The following is a 15,705-nucleotide window of genomic DNA, read 5'->3' as shown; positions in this document are numbered from 1 at the left end:
CCGCTAGTAATAAAGGTTATAGACAAAGTCATAGACGCTTTGTCAATTACTGGCTCGGAGAAAATTGCCCGTGATGTCGCATAAGACTCTGCTTCAATCTCACCATGACCGGCGACTGGTTTCTACACTCTTGTCCAGTCAAAAGTCCAAAGCGAACCGTACAAACAACCGTACAAACAAAGAATTGTTTCTGTTGCCTTTTGCTTTTTTAGTTTCTACTGCTTTTCCTGTCGAAGCTTTGCAGGTACAGGTAGCACCCACCAATCCCCAGCTTGGGGATACGCTCTCGGTCGTGATTCAGACGGACTCCCCTAGTTCGCAGAGTCCCACGGTTTCTTTCAAACAGAAGACTTACCGGGCGTTTTCCCTCGGTCAAAATCGCTTTCGAGTCTTGCTACCGACAACGCCTTTAGACAAACCGGGAACGCTACAAATTCGGGTTGCTGGGGATGGGGAAGTCAAAAACCTATCGCTGCCATTGCGAAAGCGCAATTTCCCCGTGCAACGGATTACACTACCCCCCGGAAAAGCCGGACAATCAGCAACTCAATTTGAACTCGATCGCGTAGCCGCTTTTAAAAAATTGGTGACACCGCAAAAGTTCTGGAATGGTCCTTTTCTCAAACCGAACCGAGGCAGGATCACCAGTATTTACGGAGTTCGCCGTTACTACAATGGCAAATTTGCAAATGACTACTACCATCGTGGGGTTGACTACGCGGGCGGGTATGGTTCGCCAGTAACGGCACCGGCATCGGGACGAGTAGCGCTGGTGGGACGGGTTGCTCAGGGTTTCCGAGTTCACGGAAATGTCATTGGGGTCGATCACGGTCAAGGCGTCACCAGCATTTTTATGCACTTGAGCCGGATTGATGTCAAGGAAGGGGATTTTGTAAAAGCGGGACAGGTGATTGGGGCAATTGGTTCGACGGGAGCTTCAACGGGTCCTCACTTACACTGGGGATTGTATGTAAATAGTCTTTCTGTTGACCCAGTACCTTGGCGAACTCAAGGGGTTGAATGAGGCTTTTTAAAGTTTTAATGAATTTCTTGAGGTTTTCATGTATTTGGTGTTGTATTGAGGAAAGATTGTGGCAGGGTTGCCTCTACGAAACGAGATTGCGAAGCATTTTTCGATGCTTTCCACTAACCCACCGGGAGCCGTTGTAGGCTTTTCCGAAGCGAAAGCTTTGCGGGCGGGGGTTGTAGATAGTCATCTGGGCTACGCAAATGTTGAATAGCCGATGGGAAAAATCCCAAAAATTCCCACTATCAAAGCCATTTTGTTGGTTTGATAACCGACTGATGTTAAGCCTGCGTAGTTTTGCGTATTTGAGGCGCTGGTTATGCCAGGATAGATGAGTGGGCATGGGCGAAAAGACATCAACGCAGGTTTCGGCTTCGTTGAAGGCGTATCAACGCTGAGAAACGGGACGGGCAAGCACTTTTAGGGAAGCGGTAATCCCTGCCTCGCTTTCCTAGCCAACCAAAACAGTTTGGATGGGGTATCCAGCAGGATTTTTAGATGAGTATTGAAAAAATTGTTGAACAAGCCCTGCAGGATGGTTATCTGACGCCAGCGATGGAAGCAGAGGTGGGGCGCATCTGTGACACGGCTTCTGAGCTTTCAATTGAAGAATACATGGCTCTAGACCGTCTGATGGGCGCACTGTTAACTGGGGAAGTGGTTGCAGTTCCTCGAAAACAGTTCATCAATGTCATGGAAGAGTTGGTATTAACGGAAGCGATCGCTAGAGTCGCAGAAATAGAGGCGACGAGCGATCGCGTTCTGGATGTCGGTGATATTGCCGCCTATGCGCTCAATCGCTTGCCTCCGCTGTATGCGACGACGGAGGAAGGTGCTAGCTATCAGCGGATGCGGGCAAAGGATGAACTCCAAGAGCTAATTACCCAGCAAGTGAGTGAAGCGATCGCCCGAAATCTGGATCGTCCCGAATTTTTCCCAGAACGGCAAGCTCTCAGCAAGGCTAACGACAGCGACGTGTTCAAGCAGGTGAGTTCCTTATTACAAACCTACGCACCCAGCTTTGAACCCCAATCGAGTAACTATAGAAACGAATAATGGAAGAGTTATGAATGATGAATTTTGAGTTTTGAGTGATTAATTCAAAACTCGAAACTCAAAACTTTTCCCCCCTACCTGCGAACTAGCACTAGCGTCCCTTTCGCGACCTGCTGATACAGCATCCGAATATCTTGATTTCGCATTCGCAAGCAGCCGTGAGAGACTGCCTGCCCGATCAGGTGTTCTTCGTTGGTGCCGTGAAACCCAATTTGATGACGCCCATTTGACCAAAAGCCAATCCAGCGATCGCCTAAGGGATTATCATTCGCCCCAGATGGGATGACTTCACCCGTAATCGGTTGACGCCACGCCGGATTTTGGTTCATTTGCAAAACTTGAAACGAACCCGTAGGCGTTTCCCAACCCAACTGCCCCACCGCCACGGGGTAACTGGCTTGCAACCGATCGTCACGGTAGAGATAAACTAAGCGATCGCTCAAATCGACAACGAGATGCGATTGCCAAGCAGATGCCGCCTCAGCGCTTTGGGACATCGAATATTCCCGATCGGTTGAGCGGCTAAACCTTGAAGATTGATGGGAACTCCACAAGTCTCCAAGCTGCCAACTCGCTAACTTAGTAACCTTGCGCTGACTTCCCATTGATGATTCCAAGCTGACAGTCGTCAACCTTGAAAAACTTGTCCGCCAAGAAAGTGAGAACAACGCTACCGCTGTTCCAAAACAAATTAGCATCAAGCTTCGAGAGAGCGACTCATCTCTTGGCATAGCGGTCTGAGCTAAGAATGATTACGGGTCAAAATCAACAATGGTAGAGCATTCGGTCGTGGGTAATCATCCGGGATTAATGGCAACTGATAACTCGCCATCGAATCCTGGCAAAAAATATTAATTCCTTGACTCAATCGTGGCTGCTAAACCTTTACTGGTGAGCATTTGCTGCATTTCCAAAGCGCGATCGCGAGTGCTAAAAGCTCCCGCCTGCATCACCGTCCGACCGTTGGAGAGCGTGCGGAAAGCATCCGGGGCGAGCGATCGCACTAAAGCCTCTTGGCGCGAATTCTGGGCATCCACCACCACCCGATAACGCAAACCTAGAGCCTGTTGGCTACCTCCAGATCGGCGAGGCACTCTCCCACTAGCCGCCCGACTGTTGCCGATATTCCCCAAAGGAACATCAGAGCTTGGCACTGGCAGCAAATCTGAGGAAGCCGAAGCTTGGAGAGGCTCCTGGGGTGCCCCCCCGAAGTCCAGAGTCCGGGGTGGAACCGGCGACGATTGAGACGAGGCGGAAGGCGGGAGTGCTGGTAATGTGGAAGCTGACGCCGGGAGCGCCGGTAATGTGGTCGCTCTGGGCGATCGGGAAGTCGGCTGCGGCGACCGGGCAACCGGAGGCGGTGCGGGAATTTCTAGGGGTGCAGTCTGGGGCAAAGGCGATGTCGGGAAAGGTGGCGCTGACGCTCTAGGCTGTTGCGGCGGCACCATTGGCGGCATCACCGGCGCTACTACTGGTGGCAGCACTGGTGGCAGCACTGGTGGCAGCACTGGTGGCGACAAGGTCGGTAATCCATAAGCTGACGTTCTTGCTGCCTGGAAGGTTGGGGCAGGCGGCTGAACGGAAATTTTAATCCCAGTGCTGTCGGTGGGTGCCGATTGTACTGGAGTTAAAATTTCTGAGTTCGGGCGGTTGGAGAGGCGTGGCAAAGATTGAGAACTTCCACCATTCCTCGCTAGTGGCTGAATCGGTGCCAGGGCTTCCTGTGGCGGCAGGGAAGCGGAGGGAAGCGGTTTCAGAAGACCGCTGGCAATGGGAGCCTCTACAAGCGGGGTGGGCGGGATTGCCATGCCTGTTAGGTCAATGCGTCCTGCCGTTTTGGCAGTGATCTCATTCCCATAGGCAGGAATCTCCTGGCTTGAAGCCTTGGTGTTAATGTCCAATAGACCATTAGCACGAAAAATATTGCCTCCCGGTTCGCCAGCCGTTCCTAAATCAGGACGAGCTTGGGAAACTGCCACTAACCCATAGCGAGTGTTGTTTTCAATAATATTATTCCGGAGAACGGGTGTTGCCTTGGTTTCGACGACGACCCCATCTTTGTTGCCACTGATGCGATTGGCAATTAGCTGCGGGGCAGCATTATGACCGATACTAATGCCAAATCCCGTATTTTCAAAGACATTTTCCCGCACTTCCGGTCGGGAAGTCCCGTAAATCGTAATCCCATTGCCCCCGTTTTCATAGAAGTAGTTGTTGCGAATGCTGGGGGCACTGTTGCCAGTGACGGCAACTCCATCATGCTTACTTCCCGTAAAGGTGTTATCCGCCACCATCAGACTGGTGGATTCAATCCAAAGACCGTAACCTCGTGGATTCGGATTCGTCACCGTGACGCCCATCAACCCCGCCTGATTTGCCCCAGCGATCGCGATATTTTGACCGCCAAAGAAGCGACTGAGGAACTGACCACCGCCGACGATGACGATATTCTCCCCTTTGGTGCCGCGATCGCCCTGAATCGTCACACCAGCTTTGAGTCTTAAAGGAAAGGTTTCACCCGTCTCGGTGCTGTAGGTACCCGGTGCCAGTACGATGGCGGTGTTCGGCTGAGCGACCTGCAAGGCATGAGTAATACTTTGGAAGGGTTCCTGCTCGTCTCCAGTGCCATTGCTGTCATTTCCCGCAGCGGGGTTGACATACAACCGATTCATTTGTGACATCTGCGTCTGCTCATCCGGAGGAACCTGAGCCACTGTAGGCTGTGCCTGGATTGCCGTAACGTCCAGCCACGGGATTGCGATCGCAGTCACTAATCCTAGGAAAGTGCTACTAGTACGAATAGACGGGCGGCATTTTCTGAATAGGGCATTTAATTGATGATTGTGGGGGCATCTCAAACTCACGGCTCTACTCCTCTCAAGTTGGCACTGCAATATCGGTAAAGGCTGATGGAAGAAAGCACCTAGTTTTAGTCTATGCACCCCTATTTTGGGATAGAGGCTACCTGTTTGTTTACATTTCTTACATTTCTAAAAAGACCCCAACAGCTAACAGCTCATCAACCTGAGCATCCTCTTCAAAGCGAGAAATTCGCTGGGCATTTCAAAAGAAAGTTCTGTGGGGGCATTCTTTGAATGATAATACTGCTGTTAAACGCTCTTAAATAGGTAGGTACAAAAAACTAGAAAACAGTAGGCTAAAGACTTGGGATAAGGACGCTACTTGCTCCTAACCCATAGACGAAATGTCACTGACTTAGTTCACATGACTGAGTTCACAATCCGCACGATATCAGCATTGTTCATTTTGCTCAACCTTGTTAATCCCCGCATTCTATTTTTTATTCAGTTGGATAAAATATATGGGGCAATTGAGGAAATTTGGTTGGTACGTGCTACCCTGTCACTTCACGGATTTCAGAAATTAGGGAACTAGACTGCTACGATGAAAAATAATGGAGTGGTTGCGATGGGCGAGAAACACAGCGTTCGAGAGCCAGTTGGGGACTTGCTCATACAAGCACAGCCAGCGGTTTGCCGCATTCTAGACGCCAATTTAGACCGAGCCAGAGAAGGCTTGCGGATTATCGAAGAATGGTGTCGCTTTGGCGTGAATAGCTCCCAATTAGTCAATGAATGCAAGCAAATGCGACAGGAGCTAGCCAAATGGCATGGCATGGAGCTTCGGGCTGCACGGGATACCCCAGGGGATGCGGGTACGGAGTTGACTCATCCTCAAGAACAACAGCGCTCTAGCATTCAGCAGCTGTTGCAAGCCAATTTTGCTCGCGTGGAAGAAGCCCTGCGGGTGCTGGAAGAATATAGCAAGCTTTACGACCCCGATCTAGGCTCAGCGGCTAAGCAATTGCGCTATCGGGTATATACGCTGGAGACCAATTTGCTGGCTTACCGGCGACATCAGGTACTGTTGCGATCGCATCTGTACCTTGTTACCTCTGCCTCAGAACAGCTATTTTCCATCGTGGAAGCCGCCCTGCAAGGGGGTCTGACTTTGGTACAGTATCGAGAAAAAAATGCCGACGATTCTGTGCGAGTCGCTCACGCCGCCAAACTCCGCCAGCTATGCCATCAATACGGTGCCCTGTTTATCATGAACGACCGGGTGGATCTGGCTTTGGCAGTGAATGCCGATGGCGTGCATCTGGGACAACAAGATATCTCCATTGCCCTCGCTCGACAGTTACTAGGACCACAACGCCTAGTTGGTCGCTCCACCACGAACCCGGAAGAAATGCAGCGAGCTATCCAGGAAGGTGCTGACTATATCGGAGTTGGTCCCATTTATGAAACTCCAACCAAAGTAGATAAAGCTGCTGCTGGGCTGGATTATGTCCGCTATGCGGCGGAAAATGCCTCGATTCCCTGGTTTGCCATTGGGGGCATTGATGCGAATAACTTAAATGATGTGCTGGAGGCGGGAGCCGAAAGAGTGGCAGCGGTTCGTGCCATCATGCAGGCAGATCAGCCGATGCTAATGACTCAGTATTTCCTCTCCCAGCTGAGTCGTCTGCAAACTCTCCGCGCTGTTGATGTTCGCGTTCCCCAATCTTATGTTTAGTCCGTCTGGTCAGATCGCACTGCAAGTGAATGGGGAACCCCGTACCTGCCCACCTGATACGAAATTGCCCCAGTTGTTAGAGCATCTGGGGCTAAACCCTCGCCTCGTGGCGGTTGAGTACAACGGTGAGATTCTCCATCGACAGTTTTGGTCGCAAACGGAGATCAAAGAGGGGGACGCGATTGAAATCGTCACCATTGTCGGCGGCGGCTAGGGGGGAAGATGAAGGATGAGGCAGAAGTGGATCAAGATAAATTTCAGGTCGTTTGTTGGAAAACATCCCCAAGATTTGCTCCCCATCCGGTGCTTTTCATCTGTTATTTCATCTATTGTTTCTAGCCCAGTTCCTGGATAACGCATATCGATTCCCTCATTCGTCATCGGTCATCCTTTCGAGTACGGATTCCCCATGAGGAAATCCGCCCAGCATTGATCCCGCACCAGTCGAGTGGAAGCGATACATTTATAGATGTAGTCGGATCGGATGGCTCGATAGTTAGGAAGATGCTGGGAGTTGCTGCCAGCCGCTACAGTTTTAATCAGATTGAATAGGCACAGTATGTATGCGTAATAAACTGCTTTCAGCCATTAAACCCTTTTTGAAATCTTTGTTCGTCTTTGGTCTGATCCTTACCCTGACGCTGGGTCATGCTGACGGAGCCTTAGCAGCTCGCACAGGCGGTCGGATTGGAGGCGGTTCTTTTAGAGCGCCCAGCCGCACCTATGCGCCTCCTAGCCGAACCTATGCGCCACCATCCGGCGGATATTATCCGGCTCCTTATCCTGGGGGTGGATTTGGGGGCGGGTTTGGGTTCCCCTTGCTATTTCCCTTCTTTGGCATCGGGGGCGGATTTGGCGGTCTGTTTACGATTTTGATTTTCCTGGGAATCGCTAACTTCTTGGTTTCCAGCTTCCGCCGCGTGGGTGCTGGTGACGCGGGTGAAGCCGATTCTCTGGGCTACGGCAATCCCAAAGTTTCCGTGGCAGAGGTGCAAGTAGGTCTTTTGGCAGAAGCTCGCGGCTTGCAAGGAGAATTAGACGAGTTGGCGCGTACATCTGATATGAGTTCCGCCATCGGTCGTGCCCAAGTGCTTCAGGAAAGTACCCTAGCTTTGCTACGTCACCCGGAATATTGGGTGTATGGGGCAGCAGAATCTCAGCAAACAGCGCTACAAGCCGCAGAAGCTAAGTTTAATCAGCTAGCATTGGGCGAACGCAGCAAATTCACGGAAGAGACTCTCTCGAACGTGAACAATCAGCTCAAGGCAGCAACGCCGAAAGCATCTTTACCCGCGGGATCTGAGGAAGCTGGCAAGCTGGCAAATCAGGCGATAACCGAAGGCCCTGGTGAATATATTATTGTGACGATTTTGGTGGGTGCCGAAGGCAATCTGCAACTACCGAAAATCAACAGCAGTGACGATTTGCGTCAAGCCTTGCGTCAGATTGGTGGCATCGGGAGCGATCGCCTACTTGCAGTAGAAATTCTCTGGGCACCTCAGGCAGACGGTGACACACTCACCTCTGATGATTTGATGGCTGAGTATCCCACTCTGAAACTTGTTTAACCCTCAACGGATACGGGCACTCTTGCTATGCGCCCCTATCTATTTCTTCTGAAAAGGAGGCTGATTACCAGCCTCCTTTTCAATTCTGATGGTGTCTAAATTGGAAACATTTCTAATTTATGTTTTCCCCTTGATTTGGTATTATTAGTATTACTAAATAATAAAAATATAGGCGTTTTTAAAAATTTTGCTTAGATTGCCATTATAAAGAATTACGTTTAAGTTGATAAAATTATTTTACCAGCAAAGTAGTTTATTAATGACAATCTTTTGTTCCTCGTTAAATTTTAAAACCTGATACCTCCCTATAAATTCAAAGCTATTTTAAAAGCTATTTAAAGCGTTTCTGCTCACTGCGGTAGCGGAGTAATTCAGCAACAAAAGCGACAAAACCTGACACAATCATCAGCATGACGCTGAGAGCATTGATATCTGGTTTAACGCCAGTGCGGATGCGGCTAAAGATTTCTAAGGGTAAAGTTGTGGCACCCGTACCGGCAGTGAAGCTAGCAATGAGAAAGTCGTCCATACTGAGGACAAAGGCTAACAGGCAACCGGAAATAATTGCTGGCATTAATTCGGGAAGCAACACTTGGATAAAAGCTTGTACTGGCGTCGCCCCTAAATCGAGGGCAGCTTCTTCTAAGTGGGGGTTTAAGCCGCTAATTCGAGAAGAAACCACCAAGGCGACGTAGGCAAGACAAAAGACGACATGAGCTGCCACAATTGTCCACAAGCTCAACGGCGTGCCAATGACGGCTAAAAATACTAGAGTGGCAACGGCGATCGCAATATCGGGAATAATCAGCGGCAGGTAAGAAACGCCGCGATACAAGCTTTTCCCCGGAAAGGTATAACGGGCTAAACCAACTGCCATTATGGTGCCTAAGACGGCAGCGATCGCTACGGCACACAAAGCCACGGTTAAGCTATTTTGCAGCGCCGTCAGGATACGGGTGTCCTGAAACAGCTTTAGATACCATTTGAGGGTAAATCCTTCCCAACCGGCGCTATAGGTAGACTCGTTAAAGCTATAAAACGTCAGTACCAGAATGGGCAGGTACATATAAAAGAACATAAGCAGTGTGAAAATAACCTGCCAAGAAATACGAGGTTTATCTTGGGACTTCAACATAATCTCTAAAGGGATTTCCTCCTGCTGATGGCTGACGGTGCCTGTCATTCAATTTCACCATTTGTCGGGTTTGCGATGCTGAAGAGAGCAGCCACTTCGCTACGCGCTCTATGCCAACTTTCTTCACTTTACTGGATGCGATCGCGTGTTTGGAAGAGTGCGATCGCGTCTCAAGTCTTATCGTCTCCGTGAACTTTCAATTATTTGTATTATTTTATACTGCGTTTTCGGGAATTAGGATTATACTTATAGAATGGAAATCTGTGCGTTCAGGTAAATTGATTTCTATAAACCGCGAAGACGCAAAGAGCGCGAAGGAAGAGGGGAAGGGAGGAAAGGACTAAGGAGTCTATGCCGAGGCAATAACCACTCGAAATCCAAAGTACCTGTTGTTGCTATCCGGCTGATTCCTGGCACGAACCGCACTACGACAGGCCCAGGGATCGTTGATACACGAACCACTGCGAAGCATCCGGAACGAATTATTTCCGCCCGACTCCCACGCACTCCCATCATTAGGCGCACCGTTGTAACTAGGGTGCCAAATATCAGCACACCATTCCCAAACGTTTCCGTGCATATCATATAGTCCAAAGGCGTTGGGTAGAAAACTCCCCACGTCTGTTGTCTGCTGACAAGATTTCCCCTTTGGTGCAGATGCGTAAGTAGAATTTCCGTCGTAGTTTGCTAAATCTATAGTAATTGTGTCGCCAAAGTGAAAAGGTGTAGTTGTTCCTGCACGACAAGAATATTCCCATTGGGTTTCACTGGGTAAACGATAATTCTTGCCAGTTTTTTTAGACAATCGCGCACAAAATTCTACAGCATCGTCCCATAATACATTTCCTACAGGTCGTTTTGGACCTTTTAAGCTTGAAGGATCTAGTTGCAAATATCGGTTGATTTTTGGCAGATTTGCTACTGCTTTCCACTGCGCTTGTGTAACAGTGAATTTTCCTATGAAAAACGTTGCTACAGTTACTTGATGTTGCGGACTTTCCCTGTTATTTCGCCCCTCCTCCGTGTCTGGAGAACCCATCAGGAAAGTACCACCTGGAATTTCTACCATTTCTAGTGTCACTCCAGCGCCTAAATTTTCAGAGAAATATTTTGCCTGCATTTGGCGGCGGTTAGTTTCTCTTCCGTATGCGTTTACTGTCACCACATCAAAATTAAATGTTTTTAGTAGTGAAGCTTGGGGAATATTCAGAATTGTTGGCGCTACAGATAATTTTTGCGAAATTAATGCATTTATTACGTCTTCGGCTGATTGATATCGCCGTTTCGCACCTCTTTGGATCATCTTATCTAAGATGCTACGCAATTCATCGCTAATTGAACTTGGTAAATAATTCTGCCAAACCCACGCATCCTCATCAGTATCAAATAGCTCTAAAGGCTCAACATTTGTCAGCAGATGAATGCAGGTGACACCCAAACTATACAAATCGCTGGCAAAAACTCCTTTCCCGACTGCTTGTTCTGGTGCAATATATCGAAAGTCACCAATTACTGTTCCAGTTCTGGCTAATGCAGTTCCCGTCGCAAATTTAGCCGCACCAAAATCTACTAACACCAGTTGATTATCAACCTGACGACGAATGATATTCTCTGGCTTAATATCTCGGTGAATTACCTGCTTACTATGCACAAATTCCAAGACGCGCAGCAAGTCTGTCAACAAGCTGTGAATTTCGGTTTCGCTGAAAGCGCCTTTTTGTTCTAATATTTGAGCTAAATTTTGCCCGTTGATAAATTGTTGCACCAAATATTGACGGTTCTCTTCCTCAAAATGGGCTAACAATTCTGGAATCTGCGGATAATTGCCTAATTCTTCTAGCCGTACAGCTTCTTGATGAAATAATTCTGCTGCTTTATTAGCTGTATTTGTGCCTTGTTGAATCGGGAAAAATTGCTTAATTACACAAGCTGGTTTGGACGGTTTCGCTTCATCAATTGCCCGAAAAGTCCTACCAAACCCGCCTTGTCCCAGTGGTGCTACAGCGCGGTAACGCCCTAAAAGTACCAGCTTTGTCCCGCAACCTTGGCAAAATTTGTCATTGTGGGAGTTTTGGCACTTCTGACAGGCGGGATTTAAGCAATAACTCATAAATAATTGAAAATTTGATTAAGCATAGATTGGGTTAAGGTAAGGAAATCCAACCCCTTTAAACAATTTGGTGGGTTTTGTTCCTCAACCCAACTTACAGTTATTCTAAACAGTGAATTAGTCAGCGCTTACTGACCAATCAATCATTATTAAATTCAAATAATACTTTATATGGGCGCACAGATTCCCATTATATAAACCTAGCATTTGCGCCAATAGTTGTCTAGTACTTATGGCAAATATTTAACAGAAATTTTAGATATTTTCTGAAAATAATGGTGCGTTACACTATCGCCAACGCACCTTCTATATAAGCCTTATTTTTGCGGTGTGCTATCGCCGTATTTAATCAAAAGCGCGATCGCTATGCTGACGGCAAAAATTAAAACCATACTCAAAGACGAGCCAAATCCCCAATTCTGAGTTGCACCCAAAAACTGGTTATAAATCAAGCGGGATATCGTCATACTAGAAGCACCGCCCAGCAATTCCGGATCGACAAAATCTCCTAAAGTGCTAATAAATACAAGCAAAGAACCAGCCGCAATTCCTGGTAGCGTTTGCGGGACAGTCACTTTCCAAAAAGTGTCAATCGGATTTGCCCCCAAATCCGCAGATGCCTCCAGCAACCGGCGATCCAGTTTTTCTACCGAAGCGTAAAGAATTAACACCATGTACGGCAAATAACTGTAACCCATCCCAATAAATACGGCTGAACTCTGGTTCAGCAACTCCAAAGCCGGAAGTCCTAAAGTCGTTAACATCGTGTTCAGGACACCCGTAGGACGCAAGATTGTAATCCAGGCGTAAGAACGCAGCAGCGATGATGTCCACAAAGGCAAGACAAAGCCTAGCAGCAGCAAATTTCGCCACTGTTTCGGTGCCATCTGACCAATCCAGTAGGCAACCGGGAATCCCAGTAAAAGACAAACGATTGTAGTGCCAATTGCAAAAAATAGCGATCGCCCGATCACCTGCAAGTAAACTGGTTGAAACACCAGCGTATAATTATCCAAACCGCTGGGATTCACTACATCCCCAGGTCGGATTCCTGGCACTAAACTTAGCTGAAAAATCACTAGCGTTGGCAGCACTAGCAACAAAGCCAACCAGATACCAGCCGGACCCAGCAGCGCGATTGGTTCCAACCACTTCAAACCGGGGCGTTTGCTGCCCATTAGCACTGGCGATTCTATTCCATCAGAAGGAGTGGGATTGGGGATTGAGGGAGGGGAAGTTGGGGTAGACACGACAGAAAAGAGTTTTGAGTTTTGAGTTTTGAGTTTTGAGTTAGTAATGAAAGATGATTGATAGGAAATACCGATTATTGCTTCAATTCATAATTCAAAACTCAAGCTTATTTAATGTTAGCTGCTCGTCAATCGAGTCCAATAAGATTCATAAACCTCGCTCACTTTTCCAAGCGGCGCAACGCCTTCACATTGGGCAAGTACCGACTCTGGGGGAAATAAAATCTGATTGTTACGGATTTCATCCGGTAACTGGTTGTAGCCAGCTTGATTGGGTGTCGCGAAACTTAAACGTTCGCAAATCTGAGCGGCGACATCAGGTTGCAACATAAAGTTAATCCAGGCATAAGCTCCTTCTGGATTGGGAGCTGTTATTGGAATGACCAGCGTGTCAGTCCATACTGAAGAACCACTCCGAGGGATTAGATACTGTAAGTTTTTATTTTCTGGAATAATTTCATTGGCATCGGATGAAAATCCCATTGCCAGTAGCAAATCCCCAGTTAAAATTTGAGTTCTCCAGGCGTCAGAGGTGAAAGAAGCGAGGGCGGGTTTAAGCGCCATTAACTTTTCATACGCCTGTTTAATCTGCTGCGGGTCTTTTGAGTTGTAAGAGTACCCCAGCATTTTCAGCACCGCCCCCATCACTTCCCGAACATCATTCAGCAAGGTCATTCTTCGAGAAAGTGCCTGCTGATTGTCCCAGAGATAATTCCAATCTGCTGGTGGTTGCTTCAGCTTCTGGGTGTTGTAAATGAGACCCGTTGTTCCCCAGCTCAGGGGTACGCTGTAGCGGTTTTCTGGGTCATAGACGGGATTTCGGAAGCGGGGAAACAGCCGATCTAAACCTACGATACGGGAATGATCTAATTCACTGAGCAAGCTCAGTTCTACCATCTTCCTCACCGTATAGTCAGATGGGTAAATAATGCTGTAGTCCCCGCCTCCCAAGGCTTGAATCCTGGCTAGCATCGCTTCGTTGGAATCATAGACATCAGCAATCACCTTGATTCCAGTCTCTTTGGTAAAGCGCTTTAACAAATCCTCATCGGTATAGCCAGCCCAAGTGTAGAGATACAACAACTTTTTGTTGGATGCTTCAGAGTTGGCGGGTGCTGAGCGCACTTGGGCAAGCGTCCAGCCGCAACTAGACATTGTCAGTCCGAGGGTAGCGGCTGCTGACGTTTGTAAAAATCTACGTCGTGTTGGGTGTTTTGGAGTCGTTCGTTGAGCAGTTGGAGGCACGGGATTCAGCAAAGTTGCACGTCAATCATCAAAATTTAGTATGGGAAATTAAAAACTATTAAGCTCATTTTTTAGTTTTAATTTTTAATTTTTAATTTCTCTTTAACAGTATCTTACAGATTGCTCTAGAGGGAGCGGTTCACCTGTTTGGGCGTCGGTATTTTGACTGGCAAATACTTTGCTTTGTAGGGGTTTCTCGAATTGCCCGTCATCTTGACGTTTGAGGAGATAGCGCCAGAGTGATTGAATCGGTCACTGAGTCAATTTGTCAAGTGCTGGAGAGCGCAAAACCATTGAAGCAGAGGGCTGGCAGTCATTGATGGCAATGAATAATTTTTTAAGTTTTGGTTGTAGCGGGAAATAACGCGATCGCTTAAGCGTCTCAAATCAACGACAAGTGGGTTGACCGGGTTGCCCCTAGAAGTAGCGATCGCGCTGGGCGTGACAATGAGAGTCTAACGCTTGTAGAAACTGGATTCAGCTCGGTCGGTTCCGGGAAGGTTGCGCTGGTGCCTTGCCTCTAGGCATTCATTGCTAGACAATCGGTAGCCGCCCAGTGGGCATAGATGGGGGTATGGAAAGCAGGCTCAAGTCCCACAGTATTCATCTGCCGAACCGTTAAGCGATCGCCTGAAAGTAACTCCACCACATAATGAACATGAGTGCCCATGTACATCACGTGCTTCAGACGACCTTCAAAGCAGTTGATGGGTGTCGCTGGCGGATAGAGACTCAGCTGAATCTTCTCTGGGCGCACGCATACCACAACCTCCTGGGCACCAATCTCATCCCAAGGCTCCAACGGCTGCACCACAATTGGCAACCCGCTTTTGGTCACAACTTTGAGCGTTGAGTAGTCAGAACCTTCCATCCGCCCCTCAAACAGATTCGTATCCCCAATAAAATCCGCCACAAATGGCGTTTTGGGGTGCTCGTAGATTTCTGTAGGCGAACCAATTTGCTCAATCTTGCCCCCACGCATCACCGCAATCCGGTCAGAAAGACTCAGCGCTTCTTCCTGGTCGTGCGTCACCATCACAAACGTCAAACCGAGGTCTTGATGTAAATTGGATAATTCCACCTGCATTTGTTTACGCAGCTTCAAATCCAATGCCCCCAAAGGTTCATCCAGCAAAACCACTGCTGGACGATTCACCAGCGCCCGCGCTAAAGCCACTCGTTGCTGCTGTCCCCCAGAAAGCTGGGAGGGAAAGCGGTTGGCATAAGTTTCCATTTTGACTAGCTTTAGCGCTTCTTGAACCCGCTCAGCAATTTCTGCTCTGGGTCGCTTTTTGATTCGCAATCCGAAAGCAATATTTTCCCAAACGCTCAAATGGCTAAACAAAGCATAGCTCTGGAAGACAGTATTCACCGGACGCCGGTGGGACGGCACATGGTTCATGGTCTGCCCCTGAATCAGCACCTCTCCCGCCGAGGGAGTTTCAAACCCAGCCATCAAGCGCAGAGTTGTAGTCTTGCCACAGCCAGAGGGACCTAGAATACTGAAAAATTCTCCTCGGCGGATCTCCAGATCAACCCCCCGAACCGCCGTTTCTCCATTGAATACCTTAAAAACCTTGCGGAGTTCCACATCCAGTTCATTTGTAGTCTCCGGAGAGCGTTGTTCTGCTAAAGAAGTTTGAGACATAGTTGATGATTCCCAGTGGCGATGCCCCACAGAGGTGTGAATTGCTCAACACACGCCGTCGCGTCTGTTTTGTGAAGGCTGAGCCGGTGATGCTTGGTTGAGCAGTGATTGCTAACTTTGGTTTATT

At 48.3% G+C, this 15,705-nt stretch carries 13 protein-coding genes; 6 read left to right on the top strand and 7 right to left on the bottom strand.

The annotated features are described in order from the left end of the window. The first annotated feature begins 70 nt into the window (after window positions 1-70). The 3 genes from H6H02_RS07430 to H6H02_RS07420 all read left to right on the top strand — a co-directional run bounded on the left by H6H02_RS07430 (window position 71) and on the right by H6H02_RS07420 (window position 2,083). Window positions 71-1,024 (top strand): M23 family metallopeptidase, encoded by a 954-nt coding sequence (locus H6H02_RS07430; protein ID WP_347342579.1) that lies wholly within the window; start codon window positions 71-73, stop codon window positions 1,022-1,024. 67 nt (window positions 1,025-1,091) lie between these two features. Continuing rightward, window positions 1,092-1,241, top strand: coding sequence for a hypothetical protein (locus H6H02_RS07425; protein WP_190816156.1), 150 nt, complete (start codon window positions 1,092-1,094; stop codon window positions 1,239-1,241). Window positions 1,242-1,525: 284 nt separating this feature from the next. Further along, the gene (locus tag H6H02_RS07420; RefSeq protein ID WP_190816154.1) at window positions 1,526-2,083 is read left to right on the top strand and encodes a late competence development ComFB family protein; all 558 of its coding nucleotides are present in this window, start codon (window positions 1,526-1,528) and stop codon (window positions 2,081-2,083) included. A gap of 74 nt (window positions 2,084-2,157) precedes the next feature. Here the strand turns inward: H6H02_RS07420 and H6H02_RS07415 are convergent, their stop codons facing one another. Next, window positions 2,158-2,688 carry a L,D-transpeptidase gene (locus H6H02_RS07415; protein ID WP_199329049.1) on the bottom strand — a complete coding sequence of 177 codons (531 nt, stop codon included), beginning with the start codon at window positions 2,686-2,688 and terminating at the stop codon, window positions 2,158-2,160. A 246-nt stretch (window positions 2,689-2,934) separates the two neighbouring features. Further along, a complete protein-coding gene (locus tag H6H02_RS07410; RefSeq protein ID WP_190816152.1) occupies window positions 2,935-4,947 on the bottom strand; it encodes a DUF1565 domain-containing protein in 2,013 nt (670 codons plus the stop codon). A 565-nt stretch (window positions 4,948-5,512) separates the two neighbouring features. Here H6H02_RS07410 and H6H02_RS07405 point away from each other — a divergent pair. The 3 genes from H6H02_RS07405 (at window position 5,513) to H6H02_RS07395 (ending at window position 8,190) form a co-directional block, all read left to right on the top strand. After that, the gene (locus tag H6H02_RS07405) at window positions 5,513-6,622 is read left to right on the top strand and encodes a thiamine phosphate synthase (protein ID WP_190816377.1); all 1,110 of its coding nucleotides are present in this window, start codon (window positions 5,513-5,515) and stop codon (window positions 6,620-6,622) included. Beyond that, a complete protein-coding gene (gene thiS / locus H6H02_RS07400; protein ID WP_190426058.1) occupies window positions 6,615-6,836 on the top strand; it encodes a sulfur carrier protein ThiS in 222 nt (73 codons plus the stop codon). Before H6H02_RS07405 ends, thiS begins: the two co-directional genes overlap by 8 nt. A gap of 349 nt (window positions 6,837-7,185) precedes the next feature. After that, on the top strand, window positions 7,186-8,190 hold the full coding sequence (locus H6H02_RS07395; protein WP_190816150.1) for a DUF1517 domain-containing protein: 1,005 nt from the start codon (window positions 7,186-7,188) through the stop codon (window positions 8,188-8,190). A gap of 331 nt (window positions 8,191-8,521) precedes the next feature. Here H6H02_RS07395 and H6H02_RS07390 read toward each other — a convergent pair whose 3' ends face one another. The 5 genes from H6H02_RS07390 to H6H02_RS07370 form a co-directional block, all read right to left on the bottom strand. Next, the gene (locus H6H02_RS07390; RefSeq protein ID WP_190816148.1) at window positions 8,522-9,373 is read right to left on the bottom strand and encodes an ABC transporter permease; all 852 of its coding nucleotides are present in this window, start codon (window positions 9,371-9,373) and stop codon (window positions 8,522-8,524) included. Window positions 9,374-9,674: 301 nt separating this feature from the next. Then, on the bottom strand, window positions 9,675-11,435 hold the full coding sequence (locus tag H6H02_RS07385) for a bifunctional serine/threonine-protein kinase/formylglycine-generating enzyme family protein (protein ID WP_190816146.1): 1,761 nt from the start codon (window positions 11,433-11,435) through the stop codon (window positions 9,675-9,677). A 317-nt stretch (window positions 11,436-11,752) separates the two neighbouring features. After that, complete coding sequence (locus H6H02_RS07380; RefSeq protein ID WP_190816375.1) at window positions 11,753-12,613, bottom strand: ABC transporter permease; 861 nt, start codon at window positions 12,611-12,613, stop codon at window positions 11,753-11,755. 189 nt (window positions 12,614-12,802) lie between these two features. Continuing rightward, the gene (locus H6H02_RS07375) at window positions 12,803-13,930 is read right to left on the bottom strand and encodes a spermidine/putrescine ABC transporter substrate-binding protein (RefSeq protein ID WP_347342578.1); all 1,128 of its coding nucleotides are present in this window, start codon (window positions 13,928-13,930) and stop codon (window positions 12,803-12,805) included. Between the two features lie 520 nt (window positions 13,931-14,450). After that, on the bottom strand, window positions 14,451-15,578 hold the full coding sequence (locus H6H02_RS07370; protein WP_190816137.1) for an ABC transporter ATP-binding protein: 1,128 nt from the start codon (window positions 15,576-15,578) through the stop codon (window positions 14,451-14,453). Window positions 15,579-15,705: the final 127 nt, after the last annotated feature.

Source organism: Coleofasciculus sp. FACHB-1120 (assembly GCF_014698845.1).
Taxonomy (GTDB): domain Bacteria; phylum Cyanobacteriota; class Cyanobacteriia; order Cyanobacteriales; family FACHB-T130; genus FACHB-T130.
This window is presented reverse-complemented; position numbering and strand designations above follow the sequence as displayed.

Excerpts from the sequence above, each read along its gene's own strand:
- H6H02_RS07395 (WP_190816150.1), top strand. The coding sequence starts at position 7,186 with ATGCGTAATAAACTGCTTTCAGCCATTAAACCCTTTTTGAAATCTTTG.
- H6H02_RS07390 (WP_190816148.1), bottom strand. The coding sequence starts at position 9,373 with ATGACAGGCACCGTCAGCCATCAGCAGGAGGAAATCCCTTTAGAGATT.
- H6H02_RS07405 (WP_190816377.1), top strand. The coding sequence starts at position 5,513 with ATGGGCGAGAAACACAGCGTTCGAGAGCCAGTTGGGGACTTGCTCATA.
- H6H02_RS07370 (WP_190816137.1), bottom strand. The coding sequence starts at position 15,578 with ATGTCTCAAACTTCTTTAGCAGAACAACGCTCTCCGGAGACTACAAAT.
- H6H02_RS07420 (WP_190816154.1), top strand. The coding sequence starts at position 1,526 with ATGAGTATTGAAAAAATTGTTGAACAAGCCCTGCAGGATGGTTATCTG.
- H6H02_RS07415 (WP_199329049.1), bottom strand. The coding sequence starts at position 2,688 with ATGGGAAGTCAGCGCAAGGTTACTAAGTTAGCGAGTTGGCAGCTTGGA.
- H6H02_RS07380 (WP_190816375.1), bottom strand. The coding sequence starts at position 12,613 with ATGGGCAGCAAACGCCCCGGTTTGAAGTGGTTGGAACCAATCGCGCTG.
- thiS (WP_190426058.1), top strand. The coding sequence starts at position 6,615 with ATGTTTAGTCCGTCTGGTCAGATCGCACTGCAAGTGAATGGGGAACCC.
- H6H02_RS07385 (WP_190816146.1), bottom strand. The coding sequence starts at position 11,435 with ATGAGTTATTGCTTAAATCCCGCCTGTCAGAAGTGCCAAAACTCCCAC.